Annotated in this window: 29 protein-coding genes; 18 read left to right on the top strand and 11 right to left on the bottom strand. The window is 68.8% G+C overall.

Going from position 1 to position 25,485, the window contains the following annotated elements; all coding sequences use genetic code 11:
• The first annotated feature begins 21 nt into the window (after nt 1-21).
• Nucleotides 22-1,287 (top strand): UDP-N-acetylglucosamine 1-carboxyvinyltransferase, encoded by a 1,266-nt coding sequence (gene murA, locus ABZ345_RS26515; protein WP_359854051.1) that lies wholly within the window; start codon nt 22-24, stop codon nt 1,285-1,287.
• Here the strand turns inward: murA and ABZ345_RS26510 are convergent.
• Entirely contained in the window at nt 1,284-1,571 is a 288-nt protein-coding gene (locus ABZ345_RS26510) for a hypothetical protein (RefSeq protein ID WP_359854048.1), read from the bottom strand. The two genes, murA and ABZ345_RS26510, sit on opposite strands and share 4 nt — an antisense overlap.
• 100 nt (nt 1,572-1,671) lie before the next feature.
• On the opposite strand from ABZ345_RS26510, the gene ABZ345_RS26505 reads away from it, so the two are divergent.
• Both ABZ345_RS26505 and ABZ345_RS26500 read left to right on the top strand, forming a co-directional pair.
• The gene (locus ABZ345_RS26505) at nt 1,672-3,666 is read left to right on the top strand and encodes a protein meaA (RefSeq protein WP_359854045.1); all 1,995 of its coding nucleotides are present in this window, start codon (nt 1,672-1,674) and stop codon (nt 3,664-3,666) included.
• A 17-nt stretch (nt 3,667-3,683) separates the two neighbouring features.
• Nucleotides 3,684-4,442 (top strand): enoyl-CoA hydratase-related protein, encoded by a 759-nt coding sequence (locus tag ABZ345_RS26500; RefSeq protein WP_359854042.1) that lies wholly within the window; start codon nt 3,684-3,686, stop codon nt 4,440-4,442.
• Here the strand turns inward: ABZ345_RS26500 and ABZ345_RS26495 are convergent.
• A complete protein-coding gene (locus tag ABZ345_RS26495) occupies nt 4,357-5,211 on the bottom strand; it encodes a helix-turn-helix transcriptional regulator (protein ID WP_359854039.1) in 855 nt (284 codons plus the stop codon). The two genes, ABZ345_RS26500 and ABZ345_RS26495, sit on opposite strands and share 86 nt — an antisense overlap.
• A gap of 102 nt (nt 5,212-5,313) precedes the next feature.
• On the opposite strand from ABZ345_RS26495, the gene ABZ345_RS26490 reads away from it, so the two are divergent.
• Nucleotides 5,314-6,012 (top strand): SDR family oxidoreductase, encoded by a 699-nt coding sequence (locus ABZ345_RS26490; protein ID WP_359854036.1) that lies wholly within the window; start codon nt 5,314-5,316, stop codon nt 6,010-6,012.
• Here the strand turns inward: ABZ345_RS26490 and ABZ345_RS26485 are convergent.
• Together ABZ345_RS26485 and ABZ345_RS26480 are read right to left on the bottom strand one after the other, a co-directional pair.
• Nucleotides 6,009-6,416: a hypothetical protein gene (locus tag ABZ345_RS26485; RefSeq protein WP_359854033.1), complete on the bottom strand. Its 408-nt coding sequence runs from the start codon at nt 6,414-6,416 to the stop codon at nt 6,009-6,011. The two genes, ABZ345_RS26490 and ABZ345_RS26485, sit on opposite strands and share 4 nt — an antisense overlap.
• Nucleotides 6,413-6,988, bottom strand: coding sequence for a DJ-1/PfpI family protein (locus ABZ345_RS26480; protein ID WP_359854030.1), 576 nt, complete (start codon nt 6,986-6,988; stop codon nt 6,413-6,415). The genes ABZ345_RS26485 and ABZ345_RS26480 overlap by 4 nt, the downstream gene beginning before the upstream one ends.
• Nucleotides 6,989-7,099: 111 nt before the next feature.
• On the opposite strand from ABZ345_RS26480, the gene ABZ345_RS26475 reads away from it, so the two are divergent.
• Nucleotides 7,100-8,017 carry a helix-turn-helix domain-containing protein gene (locus ABZ345_RS26475; RefSeq protein WP_359854027.1) on the top strand — a complete coding sequence of 306 codons (918 nt, stop codon included), beginning with the start codon at nt 7,100-7,102 and terminating at the stop codon, nt 8,015-8,017.
• Here ABZ345_RS26475 and ABZ345_RS26470 read toward each other — a convergent pair.
• Complete coding sequence (locus ABZ345_RS26470) at nt 8,008-8,544, bottom strand: NUDIX hydrolase (protein ID WP_359854024.1); 537 nt, start codon at nt 8,542-8,544, stop codon at nt 8,008-8,010. The genes ABZ345_RS26475 and ABZ345_RS26470 overlap by 10 nt on opposite strands.
• Before the next feature lie 54 nt (nt 8,545-8,598).
• Here ABZ345_RS26470 and nucS point away from each other — a divergent pair, with 54 nt between their 5' ends.
• A complete protein-coding gene (nucS, locus tag ABZ345_RS26465; RefSeq protein WP_359854022.1) occupies nt 8,599-9,258 on the top strand; it encodes an endonuclease NucS in 660 nt (219 codons plus the stop codon).
• On the opposite strand, the gene ABZ345_RS26460 is transcribed toward nucS, so the two are convergent.
• Nucleotides 9,210-9,788, bottom strand: coding sequence for a hypothetical protein (locus ABZ345_RS26460; protein ID WP_359854019.1), 579 nt, complete (start codon nt 9,786-9,788; stop codon nt 9,210-9,212). The genes nucS and ABZ345_RS26460 overlap by 49 nt on opposite strands.
• Nucleotides 9,789-9,957: 169 nt before the next feature.
• On the opposite strand from ABZ345_RS26460, the gene ABZ345_RS26455 reads away from it, so the two are divergent.
• The 4 genes from ABZ345_RS26455 (at nt 9,958) to ABZ345_RS26440 (ending at nt 14,713) form a co-directional block, all read left to right on the top strand.
• Nucleotides 9,958-11,649, top strand: coding sequence for a sodium:solute symporter family protein (locus ABZ345_RS26455; protein WP_359854016.1), 1,692 nt, complete (start codon nt 9,958-9,960; stop codon nt 11,647-11,649).
• A gap of 11 nt (nt 11,650-11,660) precedes the next feature.
• Entirely contained in the window at nt 11,661-11,906 is a 246-nt protein-coding gene (locus ABZ345_RS26450; RefSeq protein ID WP_359854013.1) for a hypothetical protein, read from the top strand.
• Nucleotides 11,907-12,104: 198 nt separating this feature from the next.
• A complete protein-coding gene (locus ABZ345_RS26445; RefSeq protein ID WP_359854010.1) occupies nt 12,105-13,130 on the top strand; it encodes a hypothetical protein in 1,026 nt (341 codons plus the stop codon).
• A 77-nt stretch (nt 13,131-13,207) separates the two neighbouring features.
• The gene (locus ABZ345_RS26440) at nt 13,208-14,713 is read left to right on the top strand and encodes an aldehyde dehydrogenase family protein (protein ID WP_359854007.1); all 1,506 of its coding nucleotides are present in this window, start codon (nt 13,208-13,210) and stop codon (nt 14,711-14,713) included.
• Here ABZ345_RS26440 and ABZ345_RS26435 read toward each other — a convergent pair whose 3' ends face one another.
• Nucleotides 14,714-15,709, bottom strand: coding sequence for an iron-siderophore ABC transporter substrate-binding protein (locus tag ABZ345_RS26435; protein ID WP_359854004.1), 996 nt, complete (start codon nt 15,707-15,709; stop codon nt 14,714-14,716). It lies immediately after the preceding gene.
• A gap of 144 nt (nt 15,710-15,853) precedes the next feature.
• Here ABZ345_RS26435 and dhaK point away from each other — a divergent pair, with 144 nt between their 5' ends.
• From dhaK to ABZ345_RS26405, 6 genes are all read left to right on the top strand, one after another.
• Nucleotides 15,854-16,846 carry a dihydroxyacetone kinase subunit DhaK gene (gene dhaK / locus ABZ345_RS26430; protein ID WP_359854001.1) on the top strand — a complete coding sequence of 331 codons (993 nt, stop codon included), beginning with the start codon at nt 15,854-15,856 and terminating at the stop codon, nt 16,844-16,846.
• 1 nt (nt 16,847) lies between these two features.
• Nucleotides 16,848-17,474, top strand: a complete 627-nt coding sequence (gene dhaL, locus ABZ345_RS26425; protein WP_359853999.1) for a dihydroxyacetone kinase subunit DhaL — start codon at nt 16,848-16,850, stop codon at nt 17,472-17,474.
• A complete protein-coding gene (gene dhaM, locus ABZ345_RS26420; protein ID WP_359853996.1) occupies nt 17,471-18,178 on the top strand; it encodes a dihydroxyacetone kinase phosphoryl donor subunit DhaM in 708 nt (235 codons plus the stop codon). The genes dhaL and dhaM overlap by 4 nt, the downstream gene beginning before the upstream one ends.
• Nucleotides 18,179-18,813: 635 nt before the next feature.
• Complete coding sequence (locus ABZ345_RS26415; RefSeq protein ID WP_359853993.1) at nt 18,814-20,589, top strand: 3-hydroxybutyryl-CoA dehydrogenase; 1,776 nt, start codon at nt 18,814-18,816, stop codon at nt 20,587-20,589.
• 43 nt (nt 20,590-20,632) lie between these two features.
• A complete protein-coding gene (locus ABZ345_RS26410; protein WP_359853990.1) occupies nt 20,633-21,220 on the top strand; it encodes a DUF3558 domain-containing protein in 588 nt (195 codons plus the stop codon).
• A 49-nt stretch (nt 21,221-21,269) separates the two neighbouring features.
• A complete protein-coding gene (locus ABZ345_RS26405) occupies nt 21,270-21,662 on the top strand; it encodes a hypothetical protein (protein WP_359853987.1) in 393 nt (130 codons plus the stop codon).
• On the opposite strand, the gene ABZ345_RS26400 is transcribed toward ABZ345_RS26405, so the two are convergent.
• On the bottom strand, nt 21,592-21,798 hold the full coding sequence (locus ABZ345_RS26400; RefSeq protein WP_359853984.1) for a zinc ribbon domain-containing protein: 207 nt from the start codon (nt 21,796-21,798) through the stop codon (nt 21,592-21,594). The two genes, ABZ345_RS26405 and ABZ345_RS26400, sit on opposite strands and share 71 nt — an antisense overlap.
• Before the next feature lie 32 nt (nt 21,799-21,830).
• On the opposite strand from ABZ345_RS26400, the gene ABZ345_RS26395 reads away from it, so the two are divergent.
• Nucleotides 21,831-22,124 carry a hypothetical protein gene (locus ABZ345_RS26395; protein ID WP_359853982.1) on the top strand — a complete coding sequence of 98 codons (294 nt, stop codon included), beginning with the start codon at nt 21,831-21,833 and terminating at the stop codon, nt 22,122-22,124.
• 172 nt (nt 22,125-22,296) lie between these two features.
• On the opposite strand, the gene ABZ345_RS26390 is transcribed toward ABZ345_RS26395, so the two are convergent.
• Both ABZ345_RS26390 and ABZ345_RS26385 read right to left on the bottom strand, forming a co-directional pair.
• Nucleotides 22,297-22,977, bottom strand: a complete 681-nt coding sequence (locus ABZ345_RS26390) for an alpha/beta fold hydrolase (RefSeq protein ID WP_359853979.1) — start codon at nt 22,975-22,977, stop codon at nt 22,297-22,299.
• Nucleotides 22,977-23,522, bottom strand: coding sequence for a GNAT family protein (locus ABZ345_RS26385; protein ID WP_359853976.1), 546 nt, complete (start codon nt 23,520-23,522; stop codon nt 22,977-22,979). Before ABZ345_RS26385 ends, ABZ345_RS26390 begins: the two co-directional genes overlap by 1 nt.
• 7 nt (nt 23,523-23,529) lie before the next feature.
• Here ABZ345_RS26385 and ABZ345_RS26380 point away from each other — a divergent pair, with 7 nt between their 5' ends.
• Nucleotides 23,530-24,069, top strand: a complete 540-nt coding sequence (locus ABZ345_RS26380) for a histidine phosphatase family protein (RefSeq protein WP_359853973.1) — start codon at nt 23,530-23,532, stop codon at nt 24,067-24,069.
• 121 nt (nt 24,070-24,190) lie between these two features.
• Here the strand turns inward: ABZ345_RS26380 and ABZ345_RS26375 are convergent, their stop codons facing one another.
• Nucleotides 24,191-25,474, bottom strand: coding sequence for a chromosome segregation protein (locus tag ABZ345_RS26375; protein ID WP_359853970.1), 1,284 nt, complete (start codon nt 25,472-25,474; stop codon nt 24,191-24,193).
• Nucleotides 25,475-25,485: the final 11 nt, after the last annotated feature.

Here is a 25,485-nt window from a genome sequence, read left to right as displayed (position 1 = left end):
GGCCGTACGTAGGATTGCCGCGTGAGCGAGCATTTCCGGGTACACGGTGGCGCACGTCTGGTCGGCGAAGTTGATGTCGTCGGCGCCAAGAACAGCGTCCTCAAGCTGATGGCCGCTGCTCTGCTCGCCGAGGGCACAACGACCCTCACGAACTGCCCCGACATCCTCGACGTGCCGCTGATGGCGGACGCGTTGCGCAGTCTCGGGTGCGAGGTCGAGCTCGAGGGCGACGTGGCGAGGATCACGACCCCCCAGGAGCTCAGCTACCACGCCGACTCCGAGGCGATGGGCAAGCTGCGCGCGAGCATCTGCGTGCTGGGGCCGCTGGTCGGCCGGTGCAAGCGCGCGGTCGTGGCGTTGCCGGGCGGGGACGCGATCGGGTCGCGGCCGCTCGACATGCACCAGAGCGGGCTGGAGAAGCTCGGCGCGAAGACCTGGATCGAGCACGGCTGCATCGTCGCCGAGGCCGAGGGGCTGCACGGCGCGCAGATCTGGCTCGACTTCCCGAGCATGGGCGCCACCGAGAACATCCTGATGGCGGCCGTGCTGGCCAACGGCACGACGGTCATCGACAACGCCGCGCGCGAGCCCGAGATCGTCGACCTCTGCCTGATGCTCACGCAGATGGGCGCGCGGATCGAGGGCGCGGGCACGTCCACGCTCACGGTGCACGGCGTCCCGGAGCTCAAGCCGACCGAGCACCGTGTCATCGGCGACCGGATCGTCGGCGCGACGTGGGGGTTCGCGGCCGTCATGACGCGCGGCGACGTGCGGGTGCGCGGCGTGAACCCGCACCACCTCGACCTGGTGCTGGAGAAGCTGCGGATGGCGGGCGCCGAGGTGACCGTCTACGAGGGCGAGGACGAGGGCTTCCGCGTCGTCATGGACGGCCGGCCCAAGGCGGTCGACTTCGTGACGCTGCCGTACCCCGGTTTCGCCACCGACAACCAGCCGTTCGCGATCGCGCTGTCGGCGGTGTCCGAGGGCACCGCGATGATCACCGAGAACCTGTTCGAGGCGCGGTTCCGGTTCATCGACGAGATGATCCGGCTCGGGGCCGACGCGCGCACCGACGGTCACCACGCGGTGATTCGCGGGGTGGAGAAGCTGTCCAGCGCGCCGGTGTGGGCTTCGGACATTCGCGCAGGTGCGGGGCTCGTGCTGGCCGGTCTGTGCGCGGACGGGGCGACCGAGGTCTACGAGATCTTCCACATCGAGCGCGGTTACCCTGGGTTCGTGGAAAACCTCCGCAAGCTCGGTGCCGACGTGGAGCGCGTCAGCTCTTAGGTCTTCAGCACCAGGCGAGCGTTCGCTACGTCGGCCGGGAACACCATCACCCGGTACGGCGCGTGCCGCGAACGCGTGGCGCGCACCCCGTTCGCCTTCAGCTTCTGCACGAGGACGTTCGCGGCCTCCTCCGTGGGCACGAGCGCGACCTCGCTCAGCAACCCGAAGTCCGTGCCGTCCAGATCCGGCACGGGCCGCTTGTCGTTGCCCACGAAATACCTCAACGCCAGGGCCAGCAGTCCGATGACCCCGAACACGACCACTGTCTGGTAAATCGCCGTCACCCTTTTATCTTCCTCCGTAGTCTCGATTCAGTGAGCAAGCGCACGCGCGGCAACAGTTACTGGCCAGTACGCTCCGAGGAACTACTTGTGGGAGGTTGCTGTGCCGTACCCAGCCGACCGTGAACGCGACCGCCCCTGGGTGATGCGCACGTACGCGGGTCACTCCTCGGCCGCGGCTTCCAACGCGCTCTACCGGCGGAACCTCGCGAAGGGCCAGACGGGTCTGTCGGTGGCGTTCGACCTGCCGACGCAGACCGGCTACGACCCCGACGACGAGCTCGCGAAGGGCGAGGTCGGCAAGGTCGGTGTGCCGGTCAGCCACATCGGCGACATGCGCCAGCTCTTCGACCAGATCCCGCTCAGCAGCGCCAACACGTCGATGACGATCAACGCGACGGCCATGTGGCTGCTCGCCATGTACGTCACCGTGGCTGAGGAGCAGGGCGCGGACCCGTCGACGCTCGCCGGCACGACGCAGAACGACATCATCAAGGAGTACCTGTCGCGGGGCACCTACGTGTTCCCGCCGGGACCGTCGCTGCGGCTGATCACCGACATGGTCGCGTGGACCGTGTCGAACGTGCCGAAGTGGAACCCGATCAACATCTGCAGCTACCACCTCCAGGAGGTCGGCGCGACGCCGGCGCAGGAGGTCGCGTACGCGATGTGCACGGCGATCGCCGTTCTGGACTCGGTGCGCGACTCCGGTCAGGTGCCCGTCGAGAAGTTCGGTGAGGTCGTCGCCCGCATCTCCTTCTTCGTGAACGCCGGTGTGCGGTTCATCGAGGAGATGTGCAAGATGCGCGCGTTCGCCCAGCTCTGGGACGAGATCACGCTGGAGCGCTACGGCGTCGAGAACCCGAAGCACCGCCGGTTCCGCTACGGCGTGCAGGTCAACTCGCTCGGACTCACCGAAGCGCAGCCCGAGAACAACGTTCAGCGCATCGTGCTGGAGATGCTCGCTGTGTCGTTGTCCCGCAACGCTCGTGCGCGGGCGATCCAGCTGCCGGCGTGGAACGAGGCTTTGGGCCTGCCGCGTCCGTGGGACCAGCAGTGGGCGCTGCGCATGCAGCAGGTTCTGGCCTACGAGACGGACCTGCTGGAGTACGACGACATCTTCGACGGCTCGCCGGTGATCGAGGCGAAGGTGAACGAGATCCTCGCCGGTGCGCGCGAGGAGATCGACCGCGTGCAGGCGATGGGCGGTGCCGTCGCGGCCGTCGAGTCCGGATACATGAAGTCCGCGCTGGTGTCGTCGCTGGCGGATCGTCGCCGTCGCGTCGAGTCGGGCGAGGAGGTCGTCGTCGGTGTCAACAAGTTCGACACCACCGAGCCGTCGCCGCTGCAGGCCGAGGGCGCGAATGCGATCGAGACCATCGACCCGATCGTCGAGATGCACGCGGTCGAGGCGATCCAGCAGTGGCGGGCTTCGCGCGACAACGCTGCTGTTGCTGCTGCGTTGGATTCGTTGCGTGAGGCCGCGAAGACCGACCAGAACCTCGTCGAGGTGACGCTGGCGTGTGCGCGCGCTGGCGTGACGACCGGTGAGTGGTCGCAGGCGTTGCGTGAGACGTTCGGCGAATACCGTGCGCCCACAGGCGTTTCCGGTGCTTCGGCGTCGGGCGAGGCGGGCTCGGAGATCGCGCGCGTGCGCGACCGGGTGCGCGGGACCGGCGAGGAGATCGGCGAGCGTCTGCGCATGCTGGTCGGCAAGCCTGGTCTCGACGGGCACTCCAACGGCGCCGAGCAGGTCGCCGTGCGGGCCCGCGACGTCGGTTTCGAGGTCGTCTACCAGGGCATTCGCCTCACGCCGGCGCAGATCGTGTCGGCGGCCGTGCAGGAGGACGTGCACGTCGTCGGCCTCTCGATCCTGTCCGGCTCGCACCTCGAGGTGGTGCCTGCGGTGGTCGACGGGTTGAGGGCCGCGGGTGCCGGGGACATCCCGGTGATCGTCGGCGGCATCATCCCGCCGGACGACGCCGCCAAGCTGCGCGATCGGGGTGTGGCGCGGGTGTTCACGCCGAAGGACTACGAGCTGACCGAGATCATGGACGAGATCGTCACCGTGATCCGCGAGGTGCATTCACTGCCGTAGGGGCCTAGATTCGCGGAATGGTCGACGTTGCGCGTGAGGGCTCGGTAGTCCGGATCACGATGAACCGCGCGGCGAAGCGCAACGCGCTGTCCGCCGAGCATTTGAGCGAGCTGCTGGAGGCGTTCCGGGAGGCCGGTTCTTCCGACGCGGCCGGCATCGTGCTGGCCGCGGAGGGACCGGTCTTCTCCGCCGGGCACGACTTCGCGGACGTGCACGCCCGTGACGAGGAGGGTGTGCGGCTGCTGCTGGAGCTGTGCACGGTGCTGATGAAGACCATCCAGTCCGTGCCGCAGGTGGTGATCGCGCGGGTTCACGGCCTGGCAACTGCTGCCGGGTGCCAGCTGGTGGCGTCGTGCGATCTCGCGGTGGCCTCGCTGGACGCCGGATTTGCTTTGCCCGGTGGGAAAGCCGGGTGGTTCTGCCACACGCCGGCGGTGCCCGTCGCGCGGTCGGTGGGGCGCAAGCGGTTGATGGAGATGGTGCTCACCGGGGACGTCGTGGACGCCGCGACGGCCGTGGAGTGGGGCCTGATCAACCGCGCTGTGCCTGCCGCCGAGCTGGATTCCGCGGTGGACGAGCTGCTGGCGCGAGCCACGCGGGGGAGCCGGGCGTCGAAGGCCGTGGGCAAGCGGACGATCTACGCGCAGCTGGACCGGCCGGAGATCGACGGGTACGAGATCGCGCTGGCCGTCATGGCCGAGACTTCGCAGTCCCCGTCAGCCAAAGAGGGACGGGCGTCGTTCCTGGAGAAGCGGCCGCCCGTGTGGCCCGACTAGTCGCGAGGAGCTTCAGCGCGTCCGCGTTCGGGCCCGGCTCTGCCCGGTAGACGACGAGGTACTGGCCGGGTGCCTCGCGGACGTCGAACGAGTGGTAGTCCAGCTTCAGCGGGCCGACCGCGGGATGCACGAACTCCTTGGCGTCCTGGGTCTTCCCGCGCACCTCGTGCTGCTCCCACAGTTCTTTGAACACCGGGCTCTGGTTGAGCTCTTCGACCATCAGCCTGAGGCGCTGGGACTTCGGGTCCGCTGTCTGCCTCAGGTGCGCGACGGTGCTCTGCGCGACCCAGTTCCAGCGCGGGTAGAAGCTCGTGGCGGCCGGGTCGAGGAACGTCATCCTGGCGGCGTTGTCGGCCGGGGTGAACGGCTCGTACAGGGCTTCGGCCAGTGCGTTCGTGGCGAGGATGTCGAGCAGCGAGTTCATCACGAACGCCGGCATGTCGTGCATTCCGCTGATGAGCTGCCGCAGTTCGGGGCTGACCACGTCCGGCGCGTGGCCCTCGTCGGCGACGACCCCGGCGAGGCGGTGCAGGTGGGCTCGCGCGTCGGTGTCGAGCTTGAGCGCGCGGCTCAGCGCGTCCAGGACCTGGGCTGACGGGTTGGTCTCGCGGCCCTGTTCGAGGCGGGCGTAGTAGTCGGCGCTGACGCCGGCCAGTACCGCGACTTCTTCTCTCCTGAGGCCCTTGACCTTGCGCTGGGTGTGGCTCGGCAGGCCCGCGTCCTCTGGGTTGACGCGGGCGCGGTGGGCTTTCAGGAACTCGCCGAGCACGTCTTCGAGGTTATTCGGCCGCGCGGATTTTTGCCTGGGTGTGCCACACCTAGGCAGAAGGTGTCCTGGCTGGCGTTGTTTCCGCTGGTCATCGTTGTGGCCATGAGCAAAGTCGTGTTGATCAGTGGAGCTTCCAGCGGTATCGGCGAGGCCACGGCCCGTGTTCTCGCGGCGGCGGGGCACCAGGTGTTCCTCGGGGCGCGGCGGGAGGACCGGCTGGCGTCCCTGGCCGCCGAGATCGGCGGTGCGTATGCGCCGCTGGACGTGACCTCGCGTGAGTCTTTCCAGTCCTTTGTGGACGCAGCGGTGGAGAGGTACGGCCGCGTCGACGTGCTGGTGAACAACGCGGGCGTGATGCCGTTGTCCCTCATGGACTCGTTGAAGGTCGACGAGTGGGACCGGATGCTGGATGTGAACGTGCGCGGCGTGCTCAACGGCATCGCCGCTGTGCTGCCGTTGTTCAACTCCGGCGGGCACATCGTGAACGTCGCCTCGATCGGTGCGCACATGGTCATGCCGACCGCCGCCGTGTACTGCGCGACGAAGTACGCGGTGTGGGCGTTGTCCGAGGGGCTGCGGCAGGAGCGCGAGGACCTGCGGGTCACCGTGATCTCCCCTGGTGTCACGGAGTCCGAGCTGGCGGACACCATCACCGAGGACTTCGCGGCGTCGTTGATGGAGGACTTCCGCAAGCTCGCGCTGCCCGCGTCGGCGATCGGTGACGCCATCGCGTACGCGATCTCGCAGCCGGCCGAGGTCGACGTGAACGAGATCGTGGTGCGGCCGGTTTCCCAGCGTTAGGCGCCGGTCGTCGAGCCCGGCCTGAGGATCATCAGCACGGTCACGGTCGCCCACAGCAGGTTGAAGACGCCGGTGTACATGGCCAGGTGCTTGATGTCCTTGGTCTTGATGGCCTTTTCCTGGCCGGGCAGGATTTTGAGGGCGAGCACGAACGCGGCGGCGGTGGTGAGCGCGATCGACACGATCACCCAGGGGTGGCCGGTCACGCCCATCACGCTGGCCGTCGCGAACCCGAAGACCGGCACCGAGATGCCGATCAGGGCGTAGACGCGGCAGATCCGGTGCAGCAGTTCGGGGTTGCCGTTGTCGCGGATCGCTTTGGGGAACATGCTCGCGGCGACCGTGACCGGGCCGATGGCGATGATCGCGGCCAGGACGTGCAGCGAGAGGAACAGCTTGCTCACGCGGCCCTCCAGACGGTGCCGCGCCGTTCGTGGGCGAACAGAGCCTCGATTTCGAGCGCTTTCTGGGCGCCCATCTCGCGTTCGACGAGGTAGAGGCCGAGGTCGATGCCCGAGCTGACGCCGGCGGCGGTGACGAGGTCGCCGTCGTCGACGATTCGTGCGCGGATGGCGTTGACGCCCATGGACTCCAGCGCCTGCAGGCCGAGGTGGTTGGTGGTCGCGTTGCGGCCCTTGACCAGGCCGGTCATCGCCAGCAGCAGCGATCCGCCGCACACGGTGGCGATGGTGCCGGCCTGGCTGAGGGCGGGTGCGAGGGTGGCCGCGGCCTTGCTGAGCAGCGCGAAGATCTCGTCGTTGTCGGTGGAAGCCGCGCCCGGGATGATGATGAGGTCCGCGTTCGGGTCGAGCTGGGCGGTCGCCTTGAACGACAACAGGTTCGACCCCGCTGGGACCTCGCGCGGGCCTTCTGCCGAGACCAGCTCGCCCTTGATCCCGCCGGCTGTCAGCGTCTCGTACGGGCCGATCACGTCCAACGGGTCGAAGCCGTCGAACAACACCACCTGAGCGAGCATTCCGCCCCTCCTTGCTTCGTCGGTGATCACGACGGTAGGAGTCGCGGGGCCTCGGGAGAACTGGCTGGAATGCCATGTTCCAACTGATTCTCGCCAGCTACGGTGGTGGACGTGCACGAGGTGGCAGTGGTAGCGATGGACAGCGTTGTCCCGTTCGACTTCGCGACGCCGGTTGACGCGTTCAACTGGGTCGGGCGGTACAGGGTCCGGGTCTGCGGTCCGAAGAGGACCGTCGACGCGGGCTGCTTCGAGCTGAAAGTGCCGCACGGCTTGGAGTTGCTGTCCGAAGTGGACACGATCGTGCTGCCCGGTCACGATCCCCGCATGATCGTGCCACCGCGGTTGATCGAGGCGCTGAGGCAGGCCGCGGCGAGGGGCACGCGGATCGCGTCGATCTGCACGGGTGCGTTCGTGTTCGCGGCGACGGGCTTGCTGGACGGCCTGAGGGCGACCACGCACTGGCTGGGAGCCGAGGAGCTCCAGGCGCGGCACCCGGCCATCGAGGTCGACCCGAACGTGCTTTACGTCGACAACGGGCAGTTCCTGACGTCCGCGGGTGCCGCGGCGGGGCTGGACCTGTGCCTGCACATGATCCGGCGCGATCACGGATCCGCGGTGGCGGCCGATGCGGCGCGTTTTGCCGTGATGCCTCTCGAGAGAGAAGGCGGGCAGGCGCAGTTCATCGTGACGCCGCCCGCAGCGCCACAAGGTGCGGAGCTCGAGCCGTTGCTGCTGTGGATGGACGCCAATGCCGCGGATGAACTGACGTTGGAGGACCTGGCGAAGCAGGCGGGGATGAGCACGCGGACGTTGAACCGGCGGTTTCGCGAGCAGACCGGGACGACGCCGTTGCAGTGGCTGCACCGCGTGCGGGTTCGTCAGGCGCAGCACCTGCTGGAGACGTCCAGGGACTCGGTGGAGCTGATCGCGAGCAAGGTCGGTTTCGGGTCGGCCACGGCGTTCCGCGACAGGTTCAAGCGGATCGCCGGGACGTCACCGCAGAACTACCGCGCGGCCTTTCAGGGCTGAGAGTGCTCGTGCAGCAGGAGAAGCGTGTAGGCGGCGATCGACTGGGCGTCGGTGATCTCACCCTTGGCGATCATCGCCTCGAAGTCGGCGCGCGGGAACCACGCCGAGCGCATGTCCTGCTCCTCGTGCTCCCGCTCGTGAAATCCCTCGGTCAGCTCGGTCGCGAGGAACACCCGCCCGCGCTGCGACGACATGCCCGGCGCCACGTCGATCAGCCCGAGCTCGGTCATCCTGCCCGCGCGCAGCCCCGTCTCCTCGCGAAGCTCGCGGACGGCGAGCGCGAACGGATCCGCAGCCGCGCGGTCCGGCGCCGTGCCCTGAGGGAACTCCCAGCGCCGCAGCCCGATCGGGTACCGGAACTGCTCGACCAGCCGCACGCGTTCGCCGTCGAGCGGAATGATCAGCGCGAAGTCCGGCTTGTCGACCACGCCGTAAATGCCGGTAGTGCCGTCCGCACGCCGGATCTCGTCCTCGCGGACGGTCATCCACGGGTTCGCGTACACCTGACGGCTGCCGAGGCTCTCCACGCCACGGACCGTACCTAACGACTTGTTCCTGGACACACCCCGTAGCCTGTCGCGGTGCGTCTCGTCATCGCTCGCTGCCAGGTCGACTACGTAGGCCGACTCACCGCCCATCTGCCCATGGCTCAGCGACTGCTGCTGATCAAGGCCGACGGCTCGGTGTCGATCCACTCCGACGACCGTGCCTTCAAGCCGCTGAACTGGATGAGCCCGCCCTGCTGGCTGATCGAGGACCCGGACATCTGGACGGTGCAGAACAAGGCGGGGGAGAAGCTGATCATCACCCTCGAAGAGGTGATGCACGACTCCAAGCACGAACTGGGCCCGGAACCCGGCCTGCAGAAGGACGGCGTCGAGGCCGACCTCCAGAAGCTCCTGGCCGAGCACGTCACGACCCTGGGCGACGGCTGGACGCTGGTGCGCCGCGAGTTCCCGACCGCCATCGGCCCGGTGGACCTGATGTGCCGCGACGGCGCCGGCGTCTCGGTCGCCGTGGAGATCAAGCGCCGCGGGGAGATCGACGGCGTCGAGCAGCTGACCCGATACCTCGAGCTGCTCAACCGCGACCCGCTGCTCGCGCCGGTGCAGGGTGTGTTCGCGGCGCAACAGATCAAGCCGCAGGCACGGGTGCTGGCCGAGGACCGCGGGATCCGGTGCGTGGTGCTGGACTACGACGCGTTGCGCGGGATCGAGCCGGACGAGTTCCGCCTGTTCTGATAGGCCACCATCAGCGTGTAGTCCCAGGTGTCGAGCCGGTTGTGGTCGAGTTCTCGCAATCGGTAGACCGCTGACATCACGTCGCCCGCGTCGGCCATCGCGCCGACCTCGTCCCGCACGGCCTGGGGCAGCGCCGCCCACTCCGGTCCACGGTCGCAGGGTGCGCAGATCTCGCCCCGGTCGTGGTCGCAGCCCATGAGCAACCGGTCGCAGGACGGGCACGTCCAGCTCGCGTGCCCGTAGTCGGCTTCCGCGCAGGAGCAGGTCCTCCTCCGCACTTTGCCGCCGTGGGAGGCCAGCTTCACGTACTCCGTGGTGGGACGTCGTCCCCCGTCGAGCTCCGCCAGCAGGTAGCCGGCCCGGATCGAGCTGGTCGCGTCGATCATCGCGCCGACCTCGTCCCGGACGGCCTGCGGGAGCGCTTCCCAGTCCGGTCGCGACTGGCAGGTGTCGCAGACCTCGGCGTTGTCGCCCGGGCCGATCACTGCTGCGCGGCACAGCGGGCACAACCAGATCGTCTGCTCACTCACCGGGCCAGTCTCGTGGGGCCTGCTGACCGGCGCACCCCATTTCTGATGAGCGCCCCAGCTCAGGTCGTGGTTTCGTGATCACACACACGGGGTAAGAAGTCGCGCACCTGGAGTAGTGTCCTCTCCTGGTCTTTGCTGTTCGACTTTGTGGAAGTCTGGGAGGTGGCCGGTGTCGATCCTGGCGGAGGCGGACCTGCGGCTCGACGCGGGACCGATCGACTACGCGTTGCTCGTCATCTACTTCGTGGTGGTGCTCGGCATCGGCGTGATGGCGCGACGATCCGTCTCTTCCAGCCTCGACTTCCTGCTGTCCGGGCGGTCGCTGCCGGCGTGGGTCACCGGGCTCGCGTTCATCAGCGCGAACCTCGGTGCGCTCGAGCTCATGGGCATGACCGCCAACGGCGCGCAGTACGGCATGGCGACGGTGCACTACTACTGGATCGGTGCCATCCCCGCGATGGTGTTCCTCGGTCTGGTGATGATGCCGTTCTACTACGGCTCCAAGGTTCGCAGCGTTCCCGAGTTCATGCGGCGGCGGTTCGGCAAGCCTGCCCACCTCGTCAACGCCATCAGCTTCGCCGTCGCGCAGATCCTGATCGCGGGCATCAACCTGTTCGCGCTCGCGGTGATCATCGACGCGCTGCTCGGGTGGCCGCTGCCGGTGTCGATCGTGGTGGCGGCGCTGGTGGTGCTCGCGTACACGACGCTGGGCGGTCTGAGTGCCGCGATCTACAACGAGGTTCTGCAGTTCTTCGTCATCGTGGCCGCGCTCGCGCCGTTGACGATCATCGGCCTGATCAAGGTCGGCGGCTGGCAGGGCCTGGTGCAGAAGGTGACGAATCAGGAGCAGCTCAGTGCCTGGCCCGCGACCGAGCTCACCGGCATCGACAACCCGGTGTGGAGTGTCGTCGGGCTGGTGTTCGGGCTCGGCTTCGTGCTGTCGTTCGGGTACTGGACGACGAACTTCGCCGAGGTGCAGCGCGCGATGAGCGCGAAGTCGATGTCGGCGGCCAAGCGCACGCCGATCATCGGGTCGTACCCGAAGGCGCTCATCCCGGCGATCATCGTCATCCCCGGCATCATCGCCGCGGTGATCGTGCCGGAGATGGCGAAGCTCAAGTCGGGCGACACGAGCACCGGTGTGGTCTACAACAACGTGCTGCCGTTGCTGATGCGCGACCTGCTGCCCAACGGCATCCTCGGCGTCGCGATCACGGGTCTGCTGGCGAGCTTCATGGCCGGTGTCGCGGCGAACGTCAGCTCGTTCAACACGGTCTTCACGTACGACCTGTGGCAGGACTACATCAAGAAGGACCGGCCGGACGAGTACTACCTGCGGATCGGTCGTCTGGCCACGGTCGGCGCGTGTGTGCTCGCGATCGGCACGGCGTTCATCGCGGCGGCGCTCGGCGGGTCCAACATCATGGACTACATCCAGGCGCTGTTCTCGTTCTTCAACGCGCCGTTGTTCGCGACGTTCATCGTCGGCATGTTCTGGAAGCGCATGACGCCCACCGCCGGGTGGGTGGGTCTGCTTGCGGGCACGTTCACCGCGATGTTCATCTACGCGATCTCGGAGCCGTCGTTCGGCATCAAGTGGCTGGAGCTGCCCGGCCAGGGCGCGAGCTTCCTCGGCGCGGGTCTGGCGTTCGCGGTGGACGTCGTCGTGAGCGTCGCGGTCAGTCTCGTCACGCGGCCGAAGCCGGACAGCGAACTGGTCGGGCTGGTCTACAGCCTGACGCCCAAGAAGGACCGCTCGCACTCCACCACCGGCGAGGACGCGGGCTGGTACCGCTCGCCCGCCCTGCTCGGCGGCGGAGTGCTGGCGCTGACGACCGTTCTCTACATCGTCTTCGGCTGAGGGAGGCCGTCATGCGGTTGTTCGACCTGCGACTGATCATCGCTTTCCTCTTCGGCCTGTACGGCGTCGTACTGGTCGTCATCGGGCTCGGCTTCACCACCGACGCCGACCTGGAGAAGGCCGAAGGGGTCAACATCAACCTGTGGGCCGGCATCGCCATGGCGGTGCTGTCGGCGGTGTTCGCCGTGTGGGCGACGGTGCGGCCTCAGTTCGCGAAAACGGCTACGACTGCGGACGACCTGGGTAAACAGGGTTGAAGGCCTCGATCGTCCACGCGTCGAGCCAGTTGAATGCGCGGCGAATTCGGTTAACCACGTTTCTCCTTCTCTCGGGGTCTTCACCAGGTACAGCGCGTTGATCTTCTGAATCGTTCCCGTAGCGCTGGGTGACATGTGCCACCGGGTAACTCGGGGTACCACCCACGAAGGCGTGCGAAGGTCGCTACCGTGCACGTCGTGCTCCGTTTTCGTGCCGCGCGTGCCATGGCCGTGGTCGCCGCCGCCGCTCTGCTCGTGGCCGGCTGTACGACGGGTCCCGGGCTCGCCAAGTCCCACTCGACGCGCCGCACCGTGCAGGCGGGCGCGGAGGCGGGCTCGACCGATCCGTCGACCAAGTCGTCCGCGCAGCCGGGCAAGCCGGTCGACCCGGCGTTCGCGGCGGAGCGGTTGCGGCTGGTGAACCCGTGCGCGTTGATCGACAAGGACCTGCTGCAGACGGTCGGCACGCCGTCGAAGTACACGAGCAGCAACTACACGCGCTGCTCGAACTACATGAAGGACAAGGCGGGCAAGACCCTCAACGTCACGGTCGACATCGGCTACTCGCTGACGTCCCTGGACGTGAAGAACGCGACCAAGCAGGTCGCCGGGCTCAAGAGCAGTGAGCAGAAGCTGAGCTCGTCGTGCTTCGTGACCGCGGTGACTCAGGAGAGCCCGGCCCAGGCCGTGCGGATCCAATTGTCCACCGGCACCGGCGACCAGGCGGTGGCCGAACCGTGCGAGCCGGGCCGCAAGGTGCTCGAGGGCGCCGTCCGCAAGCTCCGGGGCAACCCGCAGAAGTACACCCCGCCCAAGGGGTCGCCGGTCGAGGTCGACCCGTGCACGATTGTCGACAAAGCGACACTCGCGCCGGTGCTCGGTGCGTCGCCGCGGTCGCTGGCGTTCGGTCTGCACCAGTGCTCGTGGACGGGGCAGAGCGCGCAGATGCAGATCGAGTTCAAGACGGCGCGCATCCCGAAGGACGGTAAGTTCGACAGCAACTCCGCCGAGGTCGATCTGGGCGGCGGCGCGAAGGGCTACCAGGTGCTCAAGGACGGTCCGTTCCCGACCTGCGAGCTGATCGTGGTCCGCACGAAGGACGGCAGTGACGCGGGTGAGATCGTGGAGTTCCAGGTAGGAGCGTCGAAGGACAAACAGCTGGACCGTTGCCAGGCGGCGCAGGCGTTCGCCAAGGCGGTTCTTCCCAGCCTGCCTGCCGCCTGACGGGGGCCAGGCGGGGGCTGAAAGTTTTTCAAGTACGCGTTAGTGTCGAGGTTACTGGCGAGTACCCGGGAGGGCCCATGACGCAGACCGCTTCGGACAGCGCGCTGTCGGCTGATGGCGAGCAGCGGCGGTTCGCATCACTGGACCCGCGCACGGGTGAGGTCGTCGCGCATCACCCCATCCACACGGCGGCCGAGGTCGGGGAAGCGGTGTCCTCGGCGCGTGAGGCTTCCGCGTGGTGGGCCGGCCTCGGTTTCGAGGGCCGCAAGACCAAGCTGGACGCGTGGCGCAGGGTGCTGTCGAAACGTGCCGACGAGTTCGTCGCGTTGATCAGCTCGGAGACCGGCAAGCCCGCCGACGACTCCCGTGTCGAGATCGCGCTGGTCATGGACCACCTGCACTGGGCCTCGCGCCATGCGGGTCGTGTGCTGGGCAAGCGCCGTGTCTCCGCGGGCATGCTGATGTTCAACCACGCCGCGACGCTGGAGTACCGGCCGTTGGGCGTCATCGGCGTCATCGGGCCGTGGAACTACCCCGCGCACACGCCGATGGGCTCGATCTCGTACGCGCTGGCCGCGGGCAACGCCGTGGTGTTCAAGCCGTCCGAGTTCACGCCGGGTGTGGGCACGTTCCTCGCGTCGACGTTCTCCGAGGCCGTGCCGGAGTACCCGGTGTTCCAGGTCGTCACGGGCTTCGGCGAGACGGGCGCGGCGCTGTGCACGTCCGGCGTCGACAAGCTCGCGTTCACGGGCTCCACGCGGACGGGCAAGAAGGTCATGGCCGCGTGTGCCGCGACGCTCACGCCGGTGCTGGTCGAGTGCGGTGGCAAGGACGCGCTGATCGTCGACTCCGACGCGGACCTCACCGCGGCTGCCGAGGCCGCGATGTGGGGTGCGGTGTCGAACGCCGGCCAGACGTGCGCGGGCGTCGAGCGCGTGTACGTGGCCGAGGACGTTGCTGACGAGTTCATCGAGATCGCCGTGAAGCGGGCGCTCAGGCTCAAGCCGGGCGGCGAGCCGAACGCGAACCTCGGGCCGATCACGATGCCGTCGCAGGTGGAGATCATCCGCGAGCACGTGCAGGACGCGCTGGACCGCGGTGGCAGGGCGCTGGTCGGTGGACCGGAGTCGATCAGGCCGCCGTACGTCGAGCCGGTCGTGCTGACGGACGTGCCGGAGGACTCGCTGGCGATCACCGAGGAGACCTTCGGGCCGACCGTGGTGATCAACCGGGTGCCGAACGCGCTCGAGGGCGTGCGGCTGGCGAACCAGTCGAAGTACGGGCTCGGTGCGGCGGTGTTCTCGAAGTCGCGCGGCGAGGAGCTGGCGCGGGAGCTGCGGGTCGGCATGGTGTCGGTCAACGCGGTGCTGACCTACGCGGCGATCCCCGGGCTGCCGTTCGGTGGCGTGGGCGACTCCGGGTTCGGGCGCATCCACGGCGAGGACGGGCTGCGCGAGTTCGCCTACCCGAAGGCCGTGACGAAGCAGCGGTTCAAGGCGCTGCTCAACATGACGACGTTCGACCGGTCGTCGCTGGCGGGCAAGCAGATGTTGCGGCTCGCCCGCCTCCTCTTCGGGCGTTGATCAGGCGCCGAGCTGGGTCTTGAGGTCGTCGAGGACCACGTTCGCGGAGAGCACGCCGAGGCCGAGGAAGTAGGTCTCGTCGAGCACCGGCTTGGCCTTGCCGGCCTTGACGGCGTTGAGGCCGCTCCACAGCTTGCCGCCGAGCACGTCCGGCTGCGCGGTCTTGGCGGCGTCGCCGTAGGTCGAGTAGAGGATGAAGTCGCCGTCGGCCTTGCCGATCTCCTCCGTGCTGACCTCGGCGGCCAGGTCGTCCACCTGGGACGGGGTCGGCTGGCCGATCTTGGCGTCGATCAGGATCGTGCCGATGAAGGACTTCTTGGCGTACAGGCGGATTTTGCCGGGCATGAAGCGCAGGGCCGTGACGGTCGGGCGGACGCCGAGCTTCTTCTCGATGGCGTTGCCGGTCTCGGTGGCCTTGTTCGTGTAGTCCTCGAGCATCTTCGCGGCGTCGGCCTGGCGGTCGAGCGCGGCGGCGTTGAGGAGGAAGTTCTCCTTCCACACGTAGCCGGGACGCACGGAGAAGACTGTCGGGGCGATCGCGGAGAGCTTCGGGTACTGGGCCTCGGCGCGCAGCTTCGAACCCAGGATCAGGTCCGGGTTGAGCTTGGTGATCGCCTCGAGGTTCAGGTTGTTGATCGTGCCCACGTTCTCCGGAGTGCCGCCCTTGTCACCGACGTAGGACGGCATGGTCGGGGAGCCGTCCGTGTAGGCGATGCCGACGGGCTTGATGCCGAGGGCGACGACGTTGTCGAGCTCGCCGGTGTCGAGCACGATCACCCGTTCGGGCTTCTTCTCGAGCTTGGTCTCGCCCATCGCGTGCTTGATCGTGCGGGGGAACTCGCCCGGCTTGGCCTCGGTGCCGAAGCCGTTGCTCAGTTGCGTGGCCTTGCCGAAGTCCGCGCCGCCCTGCGCGACCGTGGGCTTGTCCGGCGTGCTCGGGCCGCAGGCGGTCAAGGTCAGGGCGACTGCGACGAGCAGCGCTGCTCTCTTCGACACGACGTGGTTCCTCCGCTACTCGCAGTAATGCTGACCTGCATTTCTTAGGGCAGGCTAACGGTACCGGGGTCGTTTGCCCGTTCCGAGTGTCAGACCCCCGGAGTAAGAAGGAACACGGTCACCGCCGATCGGGAGGGCTCTTCGATGAAGAAGATCATCAATGATCCGGAAACCGTGGTTCAGGACGCGCTGCGGGGAATGCAGGCTGCCCATCCCGATCTGTTGTCCGTGCACTTCGACCCGGCGGTCGTGGTGCGCGCGGACGCTCCGGTGCGGGGGAAGGTCGCGATCATCTCGGGTGGCGGGTCCGGCCACGAACCGCTGCACGGCGGGTTCGTCGGGCGAGGCATGCTCGACGCTGCCTGTCCGGGCGCCGTCTTCACCTCGCCGACACCGGACCAGGTGCTCGACGCCGTCGCTCGCACGGACGGCGGCGCCGGCGCGCTGCTGATCGTGAAGAACTACACCGGCGACGTGCTGAACTTCGAGACCGCGGGCGAGATGGCCGAGTCCGAGGTCCGCAGCGTCGTGATCGACGACGACGTGGCGGTGAAGGACTCGCTGTACACGGCCGGTCGGCGCGGTGTCGGCGGCACCGTCCTGCTGGAGAAGATCGTGGGAGCGGCCGCCGAACGCGGCGACGATCTCGCCGCGTGCGAGGCGCTGGCCCAGCGGGTGATCTCGTCGGTGCGGTCGATGGGCCTGGCGCTGACCGCGTGCACGGTGCCGCACGTGGGCGAGCCGAGCTTCACCCTGGCCGACGACGAGATGGAGATCGGCATCGGCATCCACGGCGAGCCGGGCCGTGCGCGCGTGAAGACCGGGTCCGCCTCCGAGATGGTGTCGGCGTTGCTCGATCCGATCTTGGAGGACCTGCCGTTCGCCGCCGGTGACCGCGTGCTGCTGTTCACCAACTCGATGGGCGGAACTCCGTTGATAGAGCTGTACTTGGCGCACGGCATCGCGGAAGAGCTGCTGGCGGATCGGGGGATCACGGTGGAACGCAGGCTGGTCGGCCCGTACATCACCAGTCTGGAGATGCAGGGCATGAGTCTCACGCTGTTGAAGCTGGACGACGAGATGATCTCCTTGTGGGACGAGCCGGTCCACACGCCCGCCCTGCGCTGGGGAGTCTGACGTGGGGTGCACGGCGTCCGACGTCGTGGCGGCGCTGCGCCTGGCAGCCACCGTCGTGCAGGAGCACCGCGACGAGCTGGTGCGCCTCGACCAGGCGATCGGCGACGCGGACCACGGCGAGAACATGAGGCGCGGCTTCACCGCGGTGCTGTCCCGTTTGGACAGTGAGGAGCCGACCTCGCCCGGCAAGGCCCTGAAGCTGGTGGCCACCACCCTGATCTCCACGGTCGGCGGCGCGGCGGGCCCCTTGTACGGCACGGCTTTCCTGCGAGCCTCGGCCGCGGTGGGCGACGCGGCCGAGCTCGACTGCGAGGCCGTCGCCAAAGCCCTGCAAGCCGCCCTGGCCGGCGTGGTGGCGCGCGGCAAGGCCGTGGTGGGCGACAAGACGATGGTCGACGCCCTGACCCCGGCCGTGGCCGCCGCGGAATCCGTGGACGGTTCGGTGGCGGCGGTGTTGTCCGCGGCGGCCGACGCGGCGGCCGAAGGCGCGGAGTCGACGGTGCCGATGGTGGCGCGCAAGGGCCGCGCCTCCTACCTGGGCGAGCGCAGCGCGGGCCACCTCGACCCGGGCGCCCGCTCGACAGCGCTTCTGTTGCGCGCCTTCGCGGACGCGGCGGCCAAGGCATGACCGCGGCCTCCAGCACCGGCCGCGTGGGCCTGGTGATCGTCTCGCACAGCGACATGCTCGCCAACGGCGTGGCCGAACTCGCCGGCCAGATGGCCCCGGACGTCGCGGTGCTCCCCGTGGGCGGCACCGAGGAAGGCACCCTCGGCACCGACTACGGCTCGGTCGTCGAAGCTCTGGCAGACGCGGACTCCGGTGAGGGCGTAGTGGTCCTCTACGACCTGGGCAGCGCCAAGATGACCGCCGAAATGGCAGTCGAATCGGCCGACGACCCGTCCCGCTACACCGTGGTGGACGCGCCAATGGTGGAAGGCGCGGTGGCCGCAGCCGTGGCAGCCCAGGGCGGCGCCTCCCAGGCCGACGTGGCCGAGGCCGCCGAGCGAGCGTCCGGCGACACCCCGGCGGCCACCCCGAGCCGCCCCGCCCTGCACTTGGTGCAGGACGCGGTGTCGGCCGAGGTCCTGCTGACCAACGACGTAGGCCTGCACGCCCGCCCGGCCGCCCTGCTGGCACGCACCGTCGCCGAACTGGATGCCGACGTCGTGGTTCGCTACGGCGACGAGGAGGCGAGCGCGGCGAGCGTCCTGGCGTTGATGGGGTTGAGCGCGCCGGGCGGCAAGTCGATCACCGTGGTGGCGACGGGCAAGGACGCGGGGGAGGCGGTCCGGCGGATCGAGGAGCTGGCGGAGAGGGGGTTCGACGACTGACCGCACGCTCGAGGAGGTAGGCGCACGAGGCACGGGGCAAGGCGTCCCGCGCGGTTGCCGAGCTAGGCGTCCCGCGCGGTTGCCGAGGCTAGGCGGCCCGCGTGGTTGCGTCTCGCACGGGATGTGACACGCCCGATGCAAGGCGCCGGACTCGTCTGGTCGGGTTCGGGCTGGAGCCTGCGCTGCCCGGCCCCGCTCTGTTCGGCGCGGCTCCGACGTATCCGTGGCCAGGTCGACCGGGCTGGACTCGACCTGGTCGGGTTTGTGGCTGGAGCGTGCGCTGTCCAGCTCGCTCCGGTTGGCTCGACTCCGAGGTTGTCGCGGCCGGGGCGAGCGGGCCGGGCTCGTCTGGGTCGCGTTTCGGGCTGGAACGCGCACTTGCCCGGCGCACTGCGGGTTTTCTCGCTGGAACGCGCGCTGCTCAACCCATCCCGGTCGGCCCAATCCCGACGTTCCCCCACCCAGGTGAACCTGCGCCAACGCAGCTTCTAGCCGTTTCCTAGACCGATAACTGTTTCGATCCTGATGGCGAAGCTCACGGAGCCCGTACCTGCCGGGAGTGGCATAGTCGCCCGCAAGTTACTCCTTGGTAGCCCACGCTCTACCCCACGTTTTACCCCGCAGGGAGGTCTGCAGTGGCGCGCGAGATCAACACCGTCGGAGTCGTCGGCTTCGGAACCATGGGCGCGGGCATCGTGGAGGTACTCGCGCGCACCGGGCTTGCGGTGAAGGTGGTGGAGGTCGACGCGGCGGGCGTCGAGCGCGGCCTCGGGCACCTGGAGCACTCGACGAAGCGGGCCGTGAAGCGCGAGAAGCTCACGGAGGCCGAGAACACCGCGCTGCACAGCCGCGTGTCGACCTCGCTCGACCTCACCACCCTCGCGGACTGCGACCTGGTCATCGAGGCCGTGCCGGAGAGCGTCGAGCTCAAGACCGGGATCTTCAAGCAGCTGGACGAGATCCTCAAGCCCGAGGCGATCATCGCGTCGAACACCTCGAGCCTGTCGATCACCGAGATCAGCGTGGTCACCCAGCGTCCCGGCAAGGTCGTGGGCCTGCACTTCTTCAACCCCACGCAGGTCCTCAAGCTGGTCGAGGTCGTGCGCACGGTCGTCACCGAGCCGGACGTCATCACGGACGTGGTCGCGTTCACCGAGCGGCTGGGCAAGTCGCCGGTCGTGATCGGTGACAGGGCGGGCTTCATCGCGAACGCGTTGCTGTTCCCGTACCTCAACCACGCGGTGAAGATGTTGGAGTCCAAGTACGCGACGCGTGAGGACCTGGACGCCGCCATGCGTTACGGCTGCGGCTACCCGATGGGTCCGTTGGCGTTGCTGGACCTCATCGGTCTCGACACCGCGTACGAGATCCTCGACACGATGTACCACCAGTCGCGCAACCGGTTGCACGCGCCGGCGCCGCTGCTCAAGCAGATGATCACGGCGAACCTGCTCGGACGCAAGACCGGGCGCGGCTTCTACACCTACGACGGGCCGGACTCGCCGGTCGTCGTCAAGGACGCGCAGACACCGTCCGAAGTGGACAGTGCCGTGCCGGCGCGCGAGATCCAGCGGGTGGGTGTCATCGGCACGGGCACGATGGCGACCGGCATCGCGGAGGTGTTCGCGAAGCGCGGGTACGACGTCGTGCTGCGCGCCCGCACTCTGGACAAGGCCGAGAAGGCGATCGGCGCGGCGCGGAAGTCGCTGGACCGCGCGGTGTCCAAGGGCAAGCTGGCCGAAGCCGACCGGGACGCGACGCTGGCACGCATCACGCCCGCCGTCGAGTTCGTCGAGCTCGCGGACTGCGACCTGATCGTCGAGGCGGTGGCCGAGGAGATCGGGATCAAGAAGGAGGTCTTCGCGGCGCTCGACGAGGTGTGCAAGCCCGGCGCGGTGCTCGCGACGACCACGTCCTCGCTGCCGGTCATCGAGATCGCCGCCGCGACCAGCAGGCCCGAGGACGTCGTCGGCCTGCACTTCTTCAACCCGGCGCAGGTCATGAAGCTGGTGGAGATCGTCGAGACGATCTCGACGGGCGCGGACGTCGTCGCGACGGCCCGCAAGATCTGCCTCGACCTCGGCAAGCGCCCGGTGCACTGCGGCGACGTGGCGGGCTTCATCGTCAACGCGCTGCTCTTCCCGTACCTCAACGACGCGGTGAAGATGCTGGAGGCCCACTACGCCGAGGCCGACGACATCGACAACGCGATGAAGGTCGGCTGCGGTCTGCCGATGGGACCGTTCGCGCTGCTGGACGTCGTGGGCCTGGACGTGTCGCTGGCGATCCAGCGCACGCTCTACATGGAGTTCCGCGAGCCCGGGTTCGCGCCGGCGCCGTTGCTGGAGCACCTGGTCACGGCGGGCCGCCTCGGCCGCAAGACCGGCAAGGGATTCCGCGACTACTCGTGAGCCGCTAACAGGAGCACCATGTCCCGTCTGGCATGGTGGTGTCATGCGTCGACTGGTGCTCCTGTTGGCTGTCCTCGTGCTCGCGTCCGGCTGTGCCAGGACGGTCACCGAGGGCAGGCCGGTCGCGCAGGCACCCCTCGACGCGGCGTCGCCGTTCGACCAGCAGGGCTCGACCGATCCGAGCGCCTCCGAGGAGCCCGACCCGCAGACCGCGCCGATCGACGGTGAGGTCCAGGGCGTCTGCGCGAAGCTCAAGTGGACGGACCTGCCCTACCCCGGCGCGAAGGCCGAGACGCCGCCCACCCAGATCAACTACGACTCGACGTTCGACCAGTCGTGCCGCTGGACCACGAAGATCGACAACTTCGAGGTCGGTGTCTCCCTGCGGTTCCGCGAGGGCCGGCAGATCACGATCGAGCGCACCACCGGTGACTGGGACGTGAAGGGCCACAAGGTCACCTACCTCGACCGCTCCGACGAGCAGGACGTCGAACCGTCGTGCGTCCTCGTCGTGCCGTACGACGGCGGTGGGCTCGGAATCATCATCATCGACTCGTCCGGCAAGTTCGGCACCGTCTGCGACCAGGGTCGCAAGGTCGCCGAGGTGCTGATCGACCGCGAGACGTCCTGACGATCTCAGCGCCGGTCACATTCCGGGCAGCTGTCTCGTCAGAGGCGTCATGAGACTCCTGCACGCCACCGTCGTTCTGCAGACCGCGCTCGTCTTCGCCCAGTCGATCACCGCGGGACTGCGGATGACCCTCCCGTACGGCCACGTCCTGCACAGCGCCGGTTCGTACACGCTGTGGGTCGTGACGGTCGCCCACGTCGTCGTCGCGGTGCTCGCGTGGCGGCCGGGCGGCGGGTCACCTCGGCCGATCTGGTACGCGGCGGGCTTCCTGGCGCTGGTCACCGCTCAGGTGTTCCTCGGTGTCTTCCACCTGGTGGCGCTGCACGTTCCGCTCGCCGCCGCGTTGCTCGTCGCCAGCGTGCTGTACGTGCTCAGGATCCGCAGCACCCTCCACCGCAACAGCCGCCGCCACCACCCTGTGGCTGCTGCTGAGTACCGCTGATTCCGGCCATCGACAGCAGCTTGACCGTGTCGGGGTGACCGTCGGGACAGCTCGCCGGCGCGGACGACTCGCTCATCGGACGCTGCAGCTCGAAGGTGTCGTCGCAGGTTCGGCAACGGAACTCGTAGGTCGGCACGGGCTGATTCTACGAGCGGTTACCGTGGTGCCGTGCCACGTCGTAACGCGCCCAAGAACGAAGACTCCCGGCCCCTCGGTGGCGGCGTCGGCTGGGCGCGCGCCGAGTCGGGCCCGGACGGCGAGTGGCTGGTGCGCGCCATTTCGGGCGCGCAGGCGCAGAAGACCTACCGCTGCCCCGGCTGCGACCACGAGATCCGCCCCGGCACCCCGCACGTCGTGGCGTGGCCGGCGCAGGAGACGGGTTCGATCGAGGAGCGCAGGCACTGGCACCAGGCGTGCTGGGACTCGCGCGGCCGGCGTGGCCCGACCGCGCGACGCTGGTGACCTCGGGTTAGTGGCGCGTCCTGGAACGTTGGCGAGGTAATTCACGCTCAGCAGGGCGCCTCGCGGCACCGCCCCCACGCCCCCATACGACTCCGGTATGAGGACGCGGGGGCGGCACCACGATGCACCCGTCTGACCGCGAATTCCCCCGGCAACCTTCCAGGCCACACCACTAGAGGCTCACCTGCTCGCGCCACCGGTCCAGCCGGGCGCGGAACTCCTCGGGCTGCTCGACCGGCGGCAGGTGGCCCGAGTCCTCGATCCGTTCGCTCGTCGCGTGCTTCAGCGTCACCGCGAGCTTCGCGGCCACGTCGGGAGGCGTGAGCTTGTCGTGCTCGCCGACGAGGACGAGCGACGGGACGTCCAGCGTCTCCAGCACGTCCGTGGAGTCTGGCCGCTTCGCCATGGCTCGCTGCCACCACGCCACGTCCTCGGCGCGCTGATCCAGGATCATGGTGCGCACCAACGCTTTCGCGGTGTCCGAGGCGTTCGGGCCGACGAGGTTCGGCAGCATCGCCTCGACGAGCCACTCGCCGACACCCTCGCGTTCCACCCGGTCGGCCATCGCGTGCCGGGTCTTGACTGCCTCGGGCGCGTCCGCGGTGTGCTTGGTGTCGACGAAAACCAGACCTTTCACTCGTTCCGGCGCCTGCCTCACCACCGCCATCGCGACGTAGCCGCCCATCGAGCAGCCGCCGAGCACGACCTTCTCACTCGGCAGCGCGGCGATGACCTGACTCGCGAGCGTGTCGAGGTTCGGTTCGCCGTGTCCGCGGAGGTCCGGCGTGAGCGCGCCCGGCACGGCCCACATCCGTGCGTCGAGCGGAAAGGCGTGCAGCAGCACCAGATCCATCAGCTCTCCCACTCCGGCGCCAGCACCGACCACACCTCGAGGTCCTGGCGGACCCCGCGGTGCAGGAAGTACGAGCGCAGCACTCCGTCCTTGGTCATCCCGAGCCGTCGCGCGACCGCGATGCTGGGCGCGTTCTCCGACGACACCAGCCACTCAACCCGATGCATGCCGCGCTCGCGAATCGCCCAGTCGATCAGGACCCGCGCCGCCCGCGTGATCAGCCCCTTGCCGGTGGCCGCCGGCTCCAGCCAGCACCCGACCTCGGTCCGCGCCTGCTTCACGTCCATCTCGCGCAGCATCACGCCGCCGACCAGCTTGTCGTCGAGCCAGATCCCGCAGATCCGCGCGGCGTCACCCGCCGCCTTGTCCGCGTAGCGCTGCAGCAGGTTCCGCGCGCCGTCGAGATCTTTCGCCGCGTCGGCGAACGCGATGTGCTGCCCGATGAAGTCCCTGCCGCGCTCGATGTGCGCGAAGAACTCCTCTGCCTGCCACGGTTCCAACGGGCGCAGCTCGGCCCCGTCGCCCAATGACCTCACGAACATCATTTCCCCCATGATGAGTGGTGTGACCACCCGAATCGTATTAGTGCGCCATGCAGATTCCGTGCGGCCGAGGCCAGGCTCCCCAGACTTCGACGAGCGACCCTTGAGCGCGGACGGACAGGCGGCGGCTCAGGCGTTGGCGCCGCGTCTGGTCCAGTTCGCGCCGGTGGCGGTGTTGTCGAGTCCGCAGCGGCGCGCGGTGCAGACCGTCGCGCCGGCCGCCGAGGTGCTGGGGCTGGCGGTGACGACGTGGCCGGAGCTGCGTGAGTGGGAGTCGGGGCTGGTGCCGAGCGCGGACTGGGAGGTGCTCTACACCTACAGCTGGGCTCATCCCGGGTTTGCGCACGGGGCGGGGGAGAGCCTGGATCAGCTGACTGAGCGGGCTGGGAAGGCGATCGCGCGGATTGCTGTGGAGTATCCGGGCTCGACCGTAGTGGTGGGGTCGCACGGGACGTTCTTGGCGCGGGCGTTGATCGCGGCCGGGCAGGACGTGGAGTGGGAGTTCTGCCGGGACATGCCGATGCCGGCGGTCTACGAGATCAGTTGCTGACCTGCGGGGACGCGAAAATTGTCGGTGCCGGCTGGGATAATTGAATCAGGGGACCCCCTGAGGGGGCCCCTGCGTCAGCTTGGCATCGCGCGGGTTCGTGGTGCTGTTCGTCGTTGCGCTGTCAGGCCTTCTTGGCAGGCTGCGGGCGCTTGAGATTGGCCGTGGGACCGTCGACCTGAGGCGCGTCACCGGCTTTGTTCGGCGCGGCGGGCGTGGCCTGCGGCGCGGCGGGCTGGGCCGGAGCGGGTGCGGCAGGCGGTGCGGCGGGCGTGGCCTGCGGTGCCGCGGACTGGGTCGGTGCAGGCGGCGCGGCGGGCTGGGCCGCAGCCGGTGCCGCGGGCGGAGCGGCCTGGGGCTGTGCCTGGTCTTGGGGCGCGGCCTGGGCGGGCACCGGAGCCGCGGACTCGTGCTCCTCCACCGGGTCGAGCAGCGGCACGACCTCCTGCAGCGCCGTCCGCACGTTGTGCAGCTGGTGCGAGAGGCGGTTGCGGAGGTTGCGGAGCTGGTCGACGCGCTGCGTGGCGGCGGTGGTGCGGCGGTTGGCTTCCTCGGTGGCCTCGCGGACGCGGCGGTTCGACTCGTCCGTGGCTTCCTGGATGCGGGCAGTGGCCTCGGTGATCGAGTCGTGGCGGCGGCGGTTGGCCTCTTCGGTGGCCTCGCGGATGCGACGCTCGGCCTCGGCCTTCGACGTGGTCTGTTCCTGGGCGATCGCCGCGCGGACTCGGGCGGCTTCCTCGGCGGCCTCGCGCGTGCGGCGGTCGGCTTCGGCCTTGGAGTTCGCTTCCTGGGCGGCGAGGGTGGCCATCGCCTCGCTGCGGCGGGCGGCCATCGCGATCTCGAAGTCCTCCTCGACGGTCACGCGGCGCGCCTCGGACTCGTCGGCGATCTTGCGGGCGGACGCCTCGGCCTCGGAGACGATCTTCTCGGCCTCCGCGCGTGCCTTCTCGAGAACGCCCTTGTGCTCGGCCTCCATGGCCGCACGGCGTTCGTCGAGTTCGGCGATCAGCTTCTCGTAGCGCTGGCGGAGCACACCCGCGTCGGCTTCCGCCTTGGCGCGGATGTGCCCGCCCTCCGCTTCGGCACGGGCCTTGATCTCGTTGGCCTCGTCCTGGGCCAGCCGCAGCATGCGCTGGAGGCGCTCGGAGAGCCCCTCCAGCGTCGTCGGCGGCAGTGACAGGCGCTCGACCTGGTTGCGCAGCTCGGTCATCTCCGAGCGCGCGGCTTCCAGCTGGCGCGCCAAATCGGACGTCTGGGACACGGCGGCATCGCGGTCCGCGGCGAGCAGTCGCAGGTCCGAGTCGAGGCGTTCGAGATGATCCTCGACCTGGTTGCGGTCATACCCGCGCTTGACGATGTCGAAGCCGGATCCCAGTGGGACGAGGTCACGGTCGTCGGCGAGGCCCATGCCCCTCACGC

The sequence above is a fragment of the Lentzea sp. NPDC005914 genome (genome assembly GCF_040629405.1).
GTDB lineage: Bacteria > Actinomycetota > Actinomycetes > Mycobacteriales > Pseudonocardiaceae > Lentzea.
This window is presented reverse-complemented; position numbering and strand designations above follow the sequence as displayed.

Bases quoted from the DNA above. Each gene is read 5' to 3' on its own strand.
- ABZ345_RS26500 (WP_359854042.1), top strand. From the start codon at position 3,684: ATGGTCGACGTTGCGCGTGAGGGCTCGGTAGTCCGGATCACGATGAAC.
- ABZ345_RS26490 (WP_359854036.1), top strand. From the start codon at position 5,314: ATGAGCAAAGTCGTGTTGATCAGTGGAGCTTCCAGCGGTATCGGCGAG.
- ABZ345_RS26480 (WP_359854030.1), bottom strand. From the start codon at position 6,988: ATGCTCGCTCAGGTGGTGTTGTTCGACGGCTTCGACCCGTTGGACGTG.
- ABZ345_RS26450 (WP_359854013.1), top strand. From the start codon at position 11,661: ATGCGGTTGTTCGACCTGCGACTGATCATCGCTTTCCTCTTCGGCCTG.
- ABZ345_RS26440 (WP_359854007.1), top strand. From the start codon at position 13,208: ATGACGCAGACCGCTTCGGACAGCGCGCTGTCGGCTGATGGCGAGCAG.
- dhaK (WP_359854001.1), top strand. From the start codon at position 15,854: ATGAAGAAGATCATCAATGATCCGGAAACCGTGGTTCAGGACGCGCTG.
- dhaM (WP_359853996.1), top strand. From the start codon at position 17,471: ATGACCGCGGCCTCCAGCACCGGCCGCGTGGGCCTGGTGATCGTCTCG.
- ABZ345_RS26410 (WP_359853990.1), top strand. From the start codon at position 20,633: ATGCGTCGACTGGTGCTCCTGTTGGCTGTCCTCGTGCTCGCGTCCGGC.
- ABZ345_RS26405 (WP_359853987.1), top strand. From the start codon at position 21,270: ATGAGACTCCTGCACGCCACCGTCGTTCTGCAGACCGCGCTCGTCTTC.
- ABZ345_RS26390 (WP_359853979.1), bottom strand. From the start codon at position 22,977: ATGGATCTGGTGCTGCTGCACGCCTTTCCGCTCGACGCACGGATGTGG.
- ABZ345_RS26385 (WP_359853976.1), bottom strand. From the start codon at position 23,522: ATGATGTTCGTGAGGTCATTGGGCGACGGGGCCGAGCTGCGCCCGTTG.
- ABZ345_RS26380 (WP_359853973.1), top strand. From the start codon at position 23,530: ATGATGAGTGGTGTGACCACCCGAATCGTATTAGTGCGCCATGCAGAT.
- ABZ345_RS26375 (WP_359853970.1), bottom strand. From the start codon at position 25,474: ATGGGCCTCGCCGACGACCGTGACCTCGTCCCACTGGGATCCGGCTTC.